Here is a 14117-nt window from a genome sequence, read left to right as displayed (position 1 = left end):
ATAAACTTTGACGTATACGTTAAAGTCAATACTCTTCATAACATACATTTCTACAAATAAAAAAACTGCCCTTTCACAGGCAGTTTTTCCTTCTTATCCAAACACTTTCTCAAGTTCATCTTTATCTTGGCTTAACCAGAAGTTTATTAAGCGTTGTGCTCCTTCTAAGTCGTGAAGCTTCGCTTGGCCACACTGTGTTTCATTTGCAGCTGGAATTTCTGTAATTTGAACCGCATCTTTTAATGTTAATTCTAATAAATCAATGATTTCTCGAACCGTTGGTGTTCCGCTTACTACAAGATAATATCCTGTTTGGCAGCCCATTGGTGAAATATCGATAATATCAAAATGCGGATAACGATCAATATATTTACGTAAATTAAATGCTAATAAATGTTCTAACGTATGAATAACATCTGGTTTCATTGCTTGTTTATTCGGTTGGCAAAAACGAATATCGAATTTATTTACAATACCGTCACTACCTACGTTGTGAACTCCGCAATGTCTTACATAAGGCGCCTTTACAATCGTATGATCTAATTCAAAGCTTTCTACTGATGGCATACAACATCTCTCCCGCTTTCAATTTAATTCCGTTATATCCAATATGATATAACGGAAATCGACATTAGTAAAGTATTATGTACAGTCGTGCTATAATACTTTAAGACTATGCTGAAAAGGAGACCATTATGAAACAGATTTTTATTGGCATTATACGCTTTTATCAAAAGTTCATTTCTCCGATGACACCACCAACGTGCCGCTTTTACCCAACTTGCTCTCATTATGGATTAGAAGCATTTCAAAAACATGGTGCTCTGAAAGGATTTTGGCTTACATGCAAGCGTATATTAAAATGTCACCCTTTCCACCCGGGAGGATTTGATCCTGTCCCAGATAAGAAGGATGACAAAGTAAATTCTTAATTGTCGTAACCATTCACAACTAAATCTAATTTTCCTGTATCAGGATCTATAACAAGACCGTGAACAGGTACTTCTTCAGGAAGTAATGGATGGTTGCGAAGTATTGATACGCTATGTTCTACACTTTCTTCTACACTAGAGAATCCTTGTAGGAATCTTTCTAAATCGATTCCAGAATAACGAAGTGTATCTAATTTCTCTTCTGTTATACCGCGCTCTTTCATCTTCTCAATTGTACTGCTTGCTTGAATTTTTGCCATACCACAATCGTGGTGACCAACTACACAAACTTCATCAGCACCAAGTTCATATACAGCAACTAAAATGCTACGCATAATACTTCCAAACGGATGTGAAATAACAGCGCCTGCTACTTTAATAATTTTCACATCACCGTTACGCATATTCATCGCTTTCGGTAATAATTCAACAAGACGAGTATCCATACAAGAGATAATTACCATCTTTTTGTTTGGAAATTTACCTGTTTCGTACTCTTCGTATTTTTTTTCTTCAACGAATTTTTCATTGTATTGTAAAATCTCTTCTAATGACTTCATAGTAAAGAACCCTCTTTTCTCTCATTTACATTACTTATATAGTGTACCAAAATTTAAAAAACTCAAAAAGGATATTGCTTTATAGTAAAAATAAGATATTTTCAGATAACCGACATAATTCTTTCAAAATATACACACACCTTTGTAACAAGTCCCCCCTATTTAAAACGTATTTTCACTATAAACTGATTGTAGATAATGTAAAAAAGGAGTGAATATTCATTATGTCCGACGTTCTGTTACTGAGTCGTTTTCAATTTGCAATTACTATTTTTTATCACTTTTTATTCGTACCTTTGACAATCGGACTTGTTATTTTAGTGGCATGTATGGAAACTCAATACGCCCGCACATTGAATCCAACATACCGCAAAATGGCAAATTTCTGGGGTAAATTATTTACAATTAACTTCGTAATGGGGATTATAACCGGGATTACGATGGAGTTCCAATTTGGAACAAACTGGTCTGAGTACTCCAAATATATGGGAGATATTTTTGGATCACCTCTCGCAATCGAAGCACTCGTTGCCTTCTTCTTAGAATCTACTTTCATGGGAATATGGTTATTCGGTAAAGACAAAATTTCACCAAAGTTCCGTGCCTTCTGTATGTGGATGGTTGCACTTGGAACAAATATTTCCGCCCTTTGGATTATTACAGCAAACGGTTTTATGCAAAACCCTGTTGGCTACGTCGTACGTAACGGCCGCGCTGAATTAAATGATTTCTGGGCACTTGTGACAAATCCATATGCTTGGAACATGTTCTTCCATACTGTAATTGGTTGTTATATCGTTGGTGCTTTCTTCGTTATGGCAATTAGTGCCTATCATTTATTACGTAAAAATGAAGTGGAATTCTTCAAAAAATCATTTAAGTTTGGTTTAATGTTAGGTTTATTCGCTGCAACTGTTACACCGTTTATGGGGCATCAGTCTGGTGTATCAGCAGCTAAATATCAACCAGCAAAAGGTGCTGCGATGGAAGCTGTTTGGGAAACTGGAAAAGGACAAGGCTTTTCGATTGTTCAAATTCCTGATGTAAAAAACGAAAAGAACTTTGAATTCCTTACTATTCCGAAACTAGGAAGTTTCTTCTATACAAACTCATTTGATGGCGAAATTGTTGGTTTAAAAGATATCCCGAAAGATGAACGTCCAAATGTTAACCTTGTGTACTATAGCTTCCGCTTAATGGTTGCACTTGGTATGTTCTTTATGGCATTAACTTGGTACGGTTTCTACTTAAATCGAAAAGGAAAACTAGAAAACTCAAAACGTTATTTAAAAATTACAATATGGTCTGTCTTACTACCATATATCGCAATTAACGCTGGTTGGATTGTTGCCGAAGTAGGTCGTCAACCATGGACAGTTTATAAACTAATGCGTACAGCAGAATCTGTATCACCTATATCTGTTCCACAAATTTGGTTCTCATTAATTAGTTTAATCTTGTTCTACACATTACTTTTAATTGCAGATGTATACTTAATGCTAAAGTTCGCGAAAAAAGGACCAGCAGCATTAGAAGAACCTGCTACTGAGGGAGGTGCAGCTCATGTCTCATGATATGCTTGCAATTATCTGGTTTGGTTTATGGGGCGTGATTTGGACAGTTTACTTCATTCTTGATGGATATGCACTTGGTAACGGAATGATTTTTCCTTTCGTTGCGAAAGACCGACAAGAACGAAATCAATTACAAGAAGCAATCGGCCCATTCTGGGGTGGTAATGAAGTATGGTTAATTACAGCTGGTGGCGCAACATTTGCTGCCTTCCCAGTCACATATGCAAATATGTTTAGTTACCTATATACACCACTATTTTTAGTATTACTCGCACTGTTTGCTCGTGCTGCCGGACTTGAATTTATGCATAAAGACGATTCACCAATTTGGCAAAAAACTTGTAAATGGGCATTTACAATTGGTAGTTTCCTAATCGCCTTCTTATTCGGTGTTACGTTCGCTAACCTTTATTACGGACTACAAATCGGAAAAAATGGCTATGAAGGAAATTTACTAAGCTTACTAAATCATTATGGTATTTTAGGTGGTCTGTTCTTCACTGCTATATTCGTCGTATCTGGCGCCCTTTGGGTTATGATTAAAACGACTGGTGAAGTATCTGATCGCGCTTATAAAATCGCAAGACCATTTTCAATGGCAGCTGCTATCATTTTAGCTATTTTCTATGTAGCAACTGCAAATCGTACAAATTTATTCCAAAACTTCACAGAATATCCGGTACTATTCATTCTTCCGGTACTTGCCATGTTAATGAGTGTACTCGCACTTATTATGGTGTACAAACATAAAATAGGTCTCGCATTCACATTCGTTTGCTTAACAATCGCAATGTTTATGACAACTGGATTTGCAGGTATGTTCCCAAGAATGTTACCATCTCGTATTAACGATGCTTATAGTACAACGCTATATAACGCAGCTGGTAGTCAATTAAACTTAAAAATTATGTTCTTCGTTGCAATGGTTATGGTACCAATTGTTATTGGATATCAACTTTGGAGCTACAGTATCTTTAAAAATAAAATTCATAAAGACTCTGCTAAAGGGTATCACTAAAATAAAAAAGACACTTCGTTGAAGTGTCTTTTTTACGTATGATTTTCGATAAGATGTTATATTTCCAATCTAACAACTATAATACAGAAGAATCATGAACAGCTCACAGCTAGATTGTAGCACAGGGCAAGTTCATCATTTTATGCAATTTTACATATTTATCTATAAAGTAAACTGTATTCCTTGATCGTTCACATCGCTATCCCTTACATCTGCTGTACTAATACCACTAAATGTTTGTACTTTTTTTCCTGTATTCGATGATCCCGATCCATTATAAGCTTTCGTTTTTTCAATCGGCTGCACGTTATATTTATCTCCTAAATTAATCGTTCCGTTACAGTTTTCAATAATAACACCTTCCACAACTGACGGCATTTTGTCACCTACTTTCATTTCCTTACTTTTAGTTTATGAGAATCGCCTAAAAAAATAGCATGTTTCCATAAGAAAAAGCACTCAGGGTGAGTGCTTTTTTATTTACCGCTCTTCTCTCTCTCACAAGCAATTCCATCGCCATCACGATCTAAATGCTTACCATAGTACGGACTATCTCTTGTAATATCATAAAATCCAGCATCGTTTGCTTCTTTACAATTAGCAAAGCGCTTTGGCTCTTGATTTGCTCCTGGTCTTTCCTCATATGGTAATGTCGCATTATATAAGAACTGTACATATTGCTCACGAGTCACATTCATCTTAGGTGAAAACATATTATCACCTGTTCCAGCAGCAATTTTATTAGATTGTACAGCGCTAATCGCTTTATTCGACCATGATTTTCTATCTACATCTACAAATGTATGCTCTGATTTTGCCACTAATTTATATGCATTTGTTAACACTTGAGCCATTTCTTCACGAGTCAAAGAAGCCTTTGGTCTAAAGTTTCCTTTTTCATCCCCTGCAAAAATCCCCATTTCTGTTAATGCTAAAATTTCCTTTTTAAAATTTGTTGAATGATCATTAATATCATTATACGGATTATTGTAATTCTCTTTCGATTCCGGCTTTAGCTGAAGATACATAAGTCTAGCAACTTGCTCACGAGTCACATCATCACCAAACCCAAAAATTCCATTTCCGTACCCACTAACAATATTTTTACTTGTTAAATCTAAAATTGCTTTATAAGACCAATGCCCTGTTGGAACATCTTTGAAGATAATACTTGCTTGTGCCGTTCCAATAGATGTAAATGCAGTTGTTACGACAATTGCACCTGTTAAAAATATTTTCTTTAAATTCATTCTAAGGTCCCCTTTTACTTTTCTTAATAACCATTTAACATAATAACAAATTATAAGAATACAATTTGTCATATCATGTCGAACACAAAAAAGAATCCTGCTGGATTCTTTTTTGCTAAGCATGAATGGCAATTTTGGAGACAGTTAACTTCTTCAAAAATTTATTAGGGGTAATATTTTGAAAAAGAAAGCCTTTCATATGTAGGTTAACACCACTGGAATATATAGTAAATTGATAATATTTATACGGAAGATTGCTAATGTTTAGTATAGATACTTTCCACTATATTAACAGTGAAAAGTATCTACATGAAACAACAAAAAGGTGCCTTCAAAGAGGGCACCTTTCATAAACAGACGCTATAAAACAGAATTATTTATTGTTATACGATTGTTAGATACAAAAAGTAGAGGGAAATGTTTGTAAGAAATTCTGCTTTATATAGTCTGCCTACCACTTATATTTTAATCCTCTTCACTTGAAAATAAATATAATATGCATAATTACATGAAAAAAAGAAAAGACACTCCATAGAGTGCCTTTTCAACCATTTTACTTTTAATATATCGCCTTACATACATTTTAACATATGTATTCATATATTTTATTGAGAAAATTCAAAATCCTTTTTCTTTCATTTTCAATTATAAAATCATGTAATATAAAAGGTATGTCAAATTCTTATACAAATTGAGGTGTACTATATTTATGTCTTTTGGAATCATTCCTCTTATATTGTTTATTATTTTTCTTATCTCTTACTTAAAAGACCCACGAAAAATAATAAATGGCTTTTTATTTAATGCCTTTTTCTGTTCATTTCTATTATTTTGCGCTATAGCCTCATATGAGTCTGGTAGTAACTCTTTACATTTTATCGTTATTATTCCCATGTTAGCGCTAATTGTAATGATACCTTTTGCTATAGTCGCTTTAATGTTTGGACTATTTCTTAATGCAAAAATTTTAATGCAACGTGAAGGAAGACGCTTCACAAACTCTTTAACTTTAATTGCTGCTTTAGGGATTTTATTGTCTATACTATTCATCATCATAAGTCCAGCGAGTTTATTCTCAGAGCATTTTCAATTTATTTTTGCTGCTATATCTCTTATAACTATGTATTTCTTTGTGCATTTATCTAACTTCTTAAGCGCGTATTTTTTATATCAATTCAACAGACCAAGGCGTAATCAAGATTTCATCATCGTTCTTGGTAGCGGCTTAATTAATGATAAAGTACCGCCTTTACTGGCAAGTCGTATTCATAAAGCAATCGACTTTTATTGGAAACAAGCCGCTGTAAATACACCACCAACAATCATTTTCTCTGGCGGACAAGGTCCAGATGAAGGTCTTCCAGAAGCGGAAGCGATGCAAAAGTACGCTATTGAAAAAGGAATTCCGCTTGAACATACAGTGCAAGAAAATCGCTCTGTAAACACATATCAAAATATGTCGTTCTCTAAAGAAATTATGGATTCTTTAAAACCTGAAGGTAAGTATAGAAGTATTTTTACAACAAACAACTTCCATCTTTTCCGCGCTGGTATATATGCAAGACACGCGGGGCTTAATAGCCAAGGAATCGGATCAAAAACTGCATTTTATTACTGGCCTAACGCAATGATTCGTGAATATGTCGCAATTGTCGTTATGGGACGTAAGCGCCATATGAAAGTGTGCGGGACTATTTTAGGTTTCGCTTTATTCCTAACAGTAATTAGTTTTATTGTTTCTTAACATTCTCCCATCCTTTCATAAGGATGGGATTTCTTATACTCATTTCAAAAATATTTTAAAGATAATATGGTGATAATATTCCCTGCATACATCCATTAAAGGAGAAATTTTTCAAATTAAATGTTAAAATGAAATTTAAGTGTGAATTACGTAACAAATAAGAAACTAGTTTGAAACGAGGAAATTACATGGAGAAAATTATCAAAAACAAGCCCAATAAGCTAAAAATTGCTTCGAAAGCTTTGATGATTATTATTGGGGCATTTATCACAGCGTACGGATTAGAAGCAGTATTAATTCCAAATAACGTATCAGATGGTGGTGTGACTGGTTTAAGTATCGTTAGTTCAAGATTATTTGGATTGCCATTAGGAGCTCTAATCGCAGTTATTAACATTCCTTTCGTTTGGTTAGGATATAAGCAAATCGGTAAAAGCTTTGCGATTTATTCCATTATCGGGATTGCTTCATTAGCAATAGGTACCGTTGTCATGCACGGAATACCAGCTATTATTGAAGGCGATACATTATTAGTTACAGTTGTTGGTGGTATTATTATCGGTTTTGGTATGGGACTAGCATTACGTAACGGTGGGGCATTAGATGGAATCGATATGCTTGCTGTATTGCTTTCTCGTAAGTTACCATTTGGAACGAGTGACCTTATTTTATTCTTAAACATGTTCGTATTTATTTTCGTATCAACGGTATTCGGTCTTCAAGGAGCTATCCTTTCGGCAATTGCTTACTTTATTGCTTCGAAAGTGATTCATATCGTTGAAGTTGGTTTAAGTGGTTCGAAAGCATTTAAAATCATTACAAAAGAGCCTGAATTAATGGTAGAAACCATTCGCGATCGTTTAGGCCGAAGTGCAACATATAACGAAGTATACGGTGGTTATTCTAGAGAGAAATTCAAAGAAATTTCTTGCGTAATTAACCGTTTAGAAGAAAGTAAAATGAAAGAACTTATTAATGAAATCGATCCTAATGCCTTTATTACCGTTTATGATGTAGCAGAAGTAAAAGGCGGTAATTTCAAGAAACGCGATATTCATTAATCGTTATGAAAAAGAGGGTGTGCCAACAATTTGGCACACCCTCTTTTTATTATTAAGTTGCTATCGTTGTCAGTTTTTTTCAGTAAGTAGATATATTTTTACTCGCCCCACCGACTCCCACGTTTAATCCACGCTACATACTTTTGAAAAGCCGTCACTTCATGTTGAAAACGCAGCGGGATATACAACAATAAAGTGCATGTACACAGTATCCATAGAATACCTACTACAAAATGAAATTTCATTGCCGTGCTAATAAACAAACTGAGGAATAATACAAGGAACATAATTACACTAAATCTTTTATACGTAGTCACACGTGTTGATTAACCAAAATTATACAGTATTTATTTGGTTTATTTGCCGATGGAATGCTAGTATTTCTGTCAAATAAATTCTCCAATCAAACGGCAGAGTATCACAAAGAAACAGGCGTGTGAAACCTGCGAATGACAACGGTTTGATATGTTTTTTCTTACTACCTTTTACGTGAAGAAATTTTAGTAAAACGTAGGCAATCATAGCTGCGAACAACTGATTGAACACCACATTTGATGTTGTGCCAAATAGCACGGGAACGTTCAAATTCTGCTTAATCCAGCGGAAAAAGGACTCGATGGCCCAACGCGATTTGTACATGGCAGCGATTTCTTCAGCTGTCACGTTCATCAAACTGGTCACGACACGATGGCGTTTTTTCGTCTGTTTTTGTGGCGTACCGATTGTGCACGTGAAATCAGCTGTCACATTTGAATCCGTGGGACGTGTGCCTTTTAGTGATTTCTTGCGATTCAATTGAACATTGTCTTTTAATCGGATAACAAAATGTTGCTTTTCTTTTTCAGTCACGTAGCGATCCACTTTATCAATTGAAAAATACGCGCGATCACAAACGAGAATAAAGCGTTTATCCTCAAGGCTTACGCCGATGGGACCGTCATGTTTGAGCCCTGTTGTTTCAACGATTTGAAGAGGCATCACTGTTTCGTTTGTGAAGCTGACATGCAGTTTTATGCCCGAACGTTCGCCGTGATAAACGGCCCATGGTAAACGTGTTTTACCGACAGTAATAGTCGTCGAATCAATTGAAAGAAGCGTTCTCGGCATCTTTAGCGTTCGACGTGTAGCTCGATTTAACTTGCCAACAATAACTTCGAAAATACGTTTCATAATGGCGTAATCTAGCGCTTTCATGTGTTTTGACAAGGATGAATGATCGACGGAAATGAGTCCAACACTCGGACCAACATCGGCTGCGTGACGCAAGCTTTTCCATTCATTTGTCGCAGCACTAATCAAATAAGAAATAACAGTAGAAACCGTGCATTTTCGGGCTGTATCGGTGTGGTTGAACTCCATTAAAATCGCCTGGAGCTCTGCTTCTGAAAAAAAGTTTTGAATCAATGTGTGGGACGTGGTATTCTTGTTCATGAGAGATTCCTCTTGTACAATGTTGGTGTGGTAACTTACATTGTACAAGAGGAATCTCTCTTTTGCATTCATTTTTTGGTAGAATTTAGATAATCAACAGACGTGGCTTTACATAAAACTAAAGAAAAAATGATTGAGCCATTACAAACAAGCCTCTTATAATAAAACAGATAAAGACTGGTCTTCTATATCTCGCTCTGATAATTCAATTAATTCGATTTCTCGCATACCATTGCAAACAGAAATCACATATTCTGCTCGATTAACATTGTAAAAATAAGAGGGAATCTTATGATCTAATGAATTAAAAGAGTTTAAGTTCATTGATAATCCCTTTCCAATACACTTTATGTAGGCTTCCTTTTTGGTCCAAATTTCATAAAATCGCTTATCCTGATAAGAAGTGTTCTCAGTAATATATGAAATCTCATTATTGTTGAAAAATCTTTCTGCTATATTTAGCTCTGCATTTTTTATTAATTCTATATCTACTCCTATTGGATAGTCTGAAATAGCTACAGCAATAGCATTTCTCGTATGAGATATATTAAATTCAAATTTAGAAACACTTCTTAACATAGGTTTACCATAGTAAGTTATATCAAAAACAATATCTTTGTTCTCAATATCCATATTACGGCATATTATAGTTCTTGTAAGCAATTCGGCATATAGACTTAATTTTTTATCTATATCAAACCTATAACGTTTAATTTTTTCTTGTTTTTCATTAGACACAAACGTTTGCATTAATTCAAACTTTGGATTATCTATTCTATCTGTTACACTAGCAAAATATAATTTACACATTTTTAATCTGTACGTTTAAACTCTCAACTTTAGAGACTACATAATTTATTAATGACCCAATAATAGGGAATTCCGATAATAGCAACATAGCATCATCAAATTCAAAACCATATGTTTTTTCGATCGCTACAATAATTTTAATAAAAGTAATAGATTCTAAAATATCTGTTACTTCACTTTCAAATGTATTTTTTTTGTTTTTAACAATACTTTCAATTTGTCTTAATAATTGTTCTTCCATTACTATATCCTCCGTTATACTTATACTAAAAGTCAATTGTAAGCACTTCCGGCCATGAATTTCACTTGTCCCCACCCGTGTATCCCACCGGCGTTCGCGTTATGCATTACGCTGATTCACACGTTCTGTATTCTGCTCATAGCGTTCTGCCCCAATGTCTTGGACTACTTCCGCCTCCATCTGGGGTTGCACCAGCACTTGCATTGCTTCTCTTAAAAAATCGACATTGCCTTCATTTCCGCTCTTGCGTAACAGCTCCAAAAGTGAGATTCTATCTATAGAAGCCACGGTTTTGATCCTCCTTCTAAAGTTGAGTCGCGTCACTTTAGTAGAATCATACCGTGGCTTCCCTTGTCAAAAGGCACAGTTCTTTTTTACACCACTACTTGAGACTTTAACGTTTCTCTCATTTGAATTAATTCAAAATAGAATTAATGGGGGAGATTACCCCCGTATTTCCAGGCGATCCAGGTGGGTGGCCTGGTAAATATTTTGAGTCTCTGTATCTTTAACAATAGTATTTACAATATCATTAGGATACCGATTCAAAAAAAAATGTTCTCCTTTAAACTTATGAAATTTCACGTTTCCTTCAACAACTTCACTCCATTTATGCATTTCATTGATATGAGTCGAAAAATCGCTATCCGCATAAAAAACGCTTACTCCACAACTTATTTTTTCTGCTTTGGGCTGAAACTTATAATTGTCCAAAATTATAAAATCTGCTCGCAAAATCGGAAGAAACATATCCATAATCTCTTTTGTATAAAACTCCTCTGGTATTCCCCCATATTGTTCCACCTTTGTCAAGAAAGTTTCATTAGTCATATTTTCAATGTCTTCTCTCTTTTCAAAAATATGTGGAGCATCTCGCCCAGAAAAAAACAGATGCCTTGGTTCCTTAGTTCCCATTTGCTTAAGTTTATAATATATCTCATAAGTCAATAAGGCTCCCATGCTGTGTCCAAATATAACATATTCATCGTCATATTCTAATTGTTCACTTATTCTTTTGGCGATATCTTCACTTGCTTCACCAACAGACTGGTAACAAGGCTCTGTGAATCGAGTTCCTCTTCCAGCCAATTCACATATACACAATTCATATCTATCCGGCAGTAGTTTTTTCCATTCATAATATGCATTTACCGACGCTCCAGCATATGGAATAGGAAATACTTTTATTTTATTTATTTCACTCACTCCTATGTTCAACTTGGGCCCACTATCATTACTATATAAACCTATAAGTATTCAAGATACATTTAATTGTACTTCTCTATCTCTCGCTGCTCTGCCAGCAACAAATTCACCATATCACTATAGCTATTCAAACCGTCTGTCTGATTATTTGCCTTCAGATATACATCATTTACATTTCTTGAAATACTTGAAATAACACCCTCATACTTATCCCGGTACTGCTCATTTTGTTCTATATCATGCTGCACCGCCTTGGACAGACTCGACATTATATCAGACGCCTGATCTGGATCCACTTTCTTTAGCTCAGATATAGAATAATCAAATGCTAGAAAAAAACCACTGTAAAGTATCATTGGATCATCCTGCTGCTTACATGCCAGATATGCTATAAAATTTGCCTCATCCTCATGCATGAAACCACTCTGATGTGCCAATTCATGTGCCATAGTAACAGGCACCAAGAAAACGGGCACATTAACATTGATATTGGATTCATAAGTAAAAGGGACAAAGATACCATTTATCCCTGCATGCGACATTAGCTTTGACATCACAACTGGTTTTGGTGTTGAGTATAAAGAATGCTCCAAAATAGGATATTCCTTTGATAACATTTGCATCGAGAACACTGCGTGTTGTGCATAATAATCAAAAGCCTCTGGTACTTGAGCCAAAAGATCAGTGTCCGCTAACTTTTCCCTTGCCAATTCCATTTCAACGGCAAGCGACTTACTCAATTTGACCAGTTCCTCCTTGCTGTAGTTCTCTTCTTTATATTCGGTATAAGACAAAAAAGAATATCTGTGATAGTTTATTCCACCCAAAATAGTATAACAAAAATATATCACGCTACAGATCGTAACTATTCCTAGAGCACCACGATAAACTACCATCCTACGTACACCTTTACTCATGATAACCTTGCGCACATAATAAACGATATAAAATAGAAAAAGTAACACAACCAACACGACGAGCCATTCACTAACAGAAAACTTGACCCAAGAAGGTACAAATCCTACTATTTTTGACAATAACGGATATACAGACCTACTGTATTTTTCCGCCCAATCCTGATGGTTCTGCGCGTATTTTGTCAGTATGTAAGCTATAACTCCAAGTGAAATCAACGGTAATCTCTTAAGTAAAAGCTTTTTTATAATGTACTCCCCCTATCCAATAAATATCGGATGTACTCCATGTAACCTAGTCATATCATTTCTTTATTTCAACATACTTTTCCTCATAAAAATCATGCTTATTAGAAAAAACATATTGATTCATAAAATCTATAGGAAGTACTTCATAAGCCCAGTAGGTACCATTAGGTCTATTACTTGAAATAACTTGTCGGGCGATTTCAGCAGCCACTGTACCCGTTAACTCTGAACTCGTTTCCATTTGTAAATTCAATCTGCACCTAACATCCTTTCCATTTTTCACTCCTGTAGCATCAATGACTAAAGCTATCCATTCCTCTTTAGGTTGCTCCTCTAAACTAATGTCTAGTTTTTTCAGGGCTTCTTCAACCGAAGACTCAAGTTGCATTTGATAAAATTGCATTGCTAAACGAAAAATATTATCATTTGCTGCTATATTGTACCAGTGGAGTTCTTGTACCGAACTAACTTCCAGAATATCAATGATCTCTTGACTTAAATACGGTTTCTTATAGACAGGGACATCCACTTCAGGTACAAATTCTTTCTTCATCATATTTATATTTTCCGTTTTAACACAATGATCACTCCAATAAGAATCTGTTTTTCCAATTACACTATGGCCACTCATTAATATATCTGAGATAGAAGTTTTCGTATAATGTTCCGCACCACCAATATAACAATTCACATACTTCGTTTCGTCTAATAAATGATTTATTACTCGTTTTAATAGCAGACCTGTAATTCCAGGACAAAAACCAGCTCCTATGTAATTTACACCGTTAGCTTTAAGCTCTATTTGCTCCTGACTCAATAATAAAGCATTGGAAGCATCGACATATTTTGCTCCTACTTCCATAGCTGCCTGAGCAACTCTATCTTTAATTATAAATTCAGGCCCTGCACAATTAATGACAACCGTACAATCAGTACAGAACGCAATCAAGTTCTCCCAGTCAGAAACATCCAGGAATTGGTAGTCAAAATTATTAAGGTTCATTAATGCTGTAGGTTCACGCCGCTGTCCGCCCTTAACAATAAAGTCTTTACATAAGTTCTTACAGATGACTTCACCGATCATTCCGCCACACCCAACAACTGCGATTTGCTCCATCCGTACGACA

General features: G+C 35.2%; 15 protein-coding genes and 2 pseudogenes. 5 read left to right on the top strand and 12 right to left on the bottom strand.

Features of this window, described 5'->3' with window-relative positions:
• Positions 1 to 93: 93 nt before the first annotated feature.
• On the bottom strand, positions 94 to 567 hold the full coding sequence (gene luxS / locus ACUN0F_RS08950; RefSeq protein ID WP_445539390.1) for an S-ribosylhomocysteine lyase LuxS: 474 nt from the start codon (positions 565 to 567) through the stop codon (positions 94 to 96).
• 128 nt (positions 568 to 695) lie between these two features.
• Here luxS and yidD point away from each other — a divergent pair, with 128 nt between their 5' ends.
• Positions 696 to 932, top strand: a complete 237-nt coding sequence (yidD, locus tag ACUN0F_RS08945; protein WP_000809334.1) for a membrane protein insertion efficiency factor YidD — start codon at positions 696 to 698, stop codon at positions 930 to 932.
• Here the strand turns inward: yidD and ACUN0F_RS08940 are convergent.
• Complete coding sequence (locus ACUN0F_RS08940) at positions 929 to 1492, bottom strand: beta-class carbonic anhydrase (protein WP_000838167.1); 564 nt, start codon at positions 1490 to 1492, stop codon at positions 929 to 931. The genes yidD and ACUN0F_RS08940 overlap by 4 nt on opposite strands.
• 224 nt (positions 1493 to 1716) lie before the next feature.
• On the opposite strand from ACUN0F_RS08940, the gene cydA reads away from it, so the two are divergent.
• Complete coding sequence (cydA, locus tag ACUN0F_RS08935; protein ID WP_046956116.1) at positions 1717 to 3066, top strand: cytochrome ubiquinol oxidase subunit I; 1350 nt, start codon at positions 1717 to 1719, stop codon at positions 3064 to 3066.
• On the top strand, positions 3056 to 4084 hold the full coding sequence (gene cydB, locus ACUN0F_RS08930) for a cytochrome d ubiquinol oxidase subunit II (RefSeq protein ID WP_000017650.1): 1029 nt from the start codon (positions 3056 to 3058) through the stop codon (positions 4082 to 4084). The genes cydA and cydB overlap by 11 nt, the downstream gene beginning before the upstream one ends.
• Before the next feature lie 162 nt (positions 4085 to 4246).
• Here the strand turns inward: cydB and ACUN0F_RS08925 are convergent, their stop codons facing one another.
• Entirely contained in the window at positions 4247 to 4480 is a 234-nt protein-coding gene (locus ACUN0F_RS08925; protein WP_033658693.1) for a spore germination protein, read from the bottom strand.
• Positions 4481 to 4560: 80 nt separating this feature from the next.
• Positions 4561 to 5334, bottom strand: coding sequence for an S-layer homology domain-containing protein (locus ACUN0F_RS08920; protein ID WP_001049554.1), 774 nt, complete (start codon positions 5332 to 5334; stop codon positions 4561 to 4563).
• A gap of 709 nt (positions 5335 to 6043) precedes the next feature.
• Between ACUN0F_RS08920 and ACUN0F_RS08915 the strand changes: the two genes are divergently transcribed.
• Together ACUN0F_RS08915 and ACUN0F_RS08910 are read left to right on the top strand one after the other, a co-directional pair.
• Positions 6044 to 7078 carry a YdcF family protein gene (locus ACUN0F_RS08915; RefSeq protein WP_445539389.1) on the top strand — a complete coding sequence of 345 codons (1035 nt, stop codon included), beginning with the start codon at positions 6044 to 6046 and terminating at the stop codon, positions 7076 to 7078.
• A gap of 188 nt (positions 7079 to 7266) precedes the next feature.
• Positions 7267 to 8139: a YitT family protein gene (locus tag ACUN0F_RS08910; RefSeq protein WP_000411241.1), complete on the top strand. Its 873-nt coding sequence runs from the start codon at positions 7267 to 7269 to the stop codon at positions 8137 to 8139.
• Positions 8140 to 8237: 98 nt separating this feature from the next.
• Here the strand turns inward: ACUN0F_RS08910 and ACUN0F_RS08905 are convergent, their stop codons facing one another.
• The 8 genes and pseudogenes from ACUN0F_RS08905 to ACUN0F_RS08870 all read right to left on the bottom strand — a co-directional run bounded on the left by ACUN0F_RS08905 (position 8238) and on the right by ACUN0F_RS08870 (position 14107).
• The gene (locus tag ACUN0F_RS08905) at positions 8238 to 8456 is read right to left on the bottom strand and encodes a hypothetical protein (RefSeq protein ID WP_080017659.1); all 219 of its coding nucleotides are present in this window, start codon (positions 8454 to 8456) and stop codon (positions 8238 to 8240) included.
• Between the two features lie 9 nt (positions 8457 to 8465).
• Positions 8466 to 9570, bottom strand: a pseudogene (locus ACUN0F_RS08900) (IS4 family transposase).
• A 156-nt stretch (positions 9571 to 9726) separates the two neighbouring features.
• Positions 9727 to 10380, bottom strand: coding sequence for a 4'-phosphopantetheinyl transferase family protein (locus ACUN0F_RS08895; protein WP_000335226.1), 654 nt, complete (start codon positions 10378 to 10380; stop codon positions 9727 to 9729).
• A complete protein-coding gene (locus ACUN0F_RS08890; RefSeq protein ID WP_434713103.1) occupies positions 10373 to 10621 on the bottom strand; it encodes a phosphopantetheine-binding protein in 249 nt (82 codons plus the stop codon). Before ACUN0F_RS08890 ends, ACUN0F_RS08895 begins: the two co-directional genes overlap by 8 nt.
• 102 nt (positions 10622 to 10723) lie before the next feature.
• A pseudogene (locus ACUN0F_RS08885) lies at positions 10724 to 10909 on the bottom strand (transposase); the annotation flags it as partial.
• A gap of 156 nt (positions 10910 to 11065) precedes the next feature.
• Positions 11066 to 11839: a thioesterase II family protein gene (locus ACUN0F_RS08880; protein ID WP_042635520.1), complete on the bottom strand. Its 774-nt coding sequence runs from the start codon at positions 11837 to 11839 to the stop codon at positions 11066 to 11068.
• 50 nt (positions 11840 to 11889) lie between these two features.
• Entirely contained in the window at positions 11890 to 12960 is a 1071-nt protein-coding gene (locus ACUN0F_RS08875) for a DUF3810 domain-containing protein (RefSeq protein WP_353938248.1), read from the bottom strand.
• Between the two features lie 85 nt (positions 12961 to 13045).
• On the bottom strand, positions 13046 to 14107 hold the full coding sequence (locus tag ACUN0F_RS08870; protein WP_445539388.1) for a saccharopine dehydrogenase NADP-binding domain-containing protein: 1062 nt from the start codon (positions 14105 to 14107) through the stop codon (positions 13046 to 13048).
• Positions 14108 to 14117 lie beyond the last annotated feature (10 nt).

Source organism: Bacillus sp. 1A (assembly GCF_052682215.1).
This window is presented reverse-complemented; position numbering and strand designations above follow the sequence as displayed.

Bases quoted from the DNA above. Each gene is read 5' to 3' on its own strand.
- luxS (WP_445539390.1), bottom strand. From the start codon at position 567: ATGCCATCAGTAGAAAGCTTTGAATTAGATCATACGATTGTAAAGGCG.
- ACUN0F_RS08920 (WP_001049554.1), bottom strand. From the start codon at position 5,334: ATGAATTTAAAGAAAATATTTTTAACAGGTGCAATTGTCGTAACAACT.
- ACUN0F_RS08915 (WP_445539389.1), top strand. From the start codon at position 6,044: ATGTCTTTTGGAATCATTCCTCTTATATTGTTTATTATTTTTCTTATC.
- yidD (WP_000809334.1), top strand. From the start codon at position 696: ATGAAACAGATTTTTATTGGCATTATACGCTTTTATCAAAAGTTCATT.
- ACUN0F_RS08925 (WP_033658693.1), bottom strand. From the start codon at position 4,480: ATGAAAGTAGGTGACAAAATGCCGTCAGTTGTGGAAGGTGTTATTATT.
- cydB (WP_000017650.1), top strand. From the start codon at position 3,056: ATGTCTCATGATATGCTTGCAATTATCTGGTTTGGTTTATGGGGCGTG.
- ACUN0F_RS08890 (WP_434713103.1), bottom strand. From the start codon at position 10,621: ATGGAAGAACAATTATTAAGACAAATTGAAAGTATTGTTAAAAACAAA.
- ACUN0F_RS08870 (WP_445539388.1), bottom strand. From the start codon at position 14,107: ATGGAGCAAATCGCAGTTGTTGGGTGTGGCGGAATGATCGGTGAAGTC.
- cydA (WP_046956116.1), top strand. From the start codon at position 1,717: ATGTCCGACGTTCTGTTACTGAGTCGTTTTCAATTTGCAATTACTATT.
- ACUN0F_RS08910 (WP_000411241.1), top strand. From the start codon at position 7,267: ATGGAGAAAATTATCAAAAACAAGCCCAATAAGCTAAAAATTGCTTCG.
- ACUN0F_RS08940 (WP_000838167.1), bottom strand. From the start codon at position 1,492: ATGAAGTCATTAGAAGAGATTTTACAATACAATGAAAAATTCGTTGAA.
- ACUN0F_RS08895 (WP_000335226.1), bottom strand. From the start codon at position 10,380: ATGTGTAAATTATATTTTGCTAGTGTAACAGATAGAATAGATAATCCA.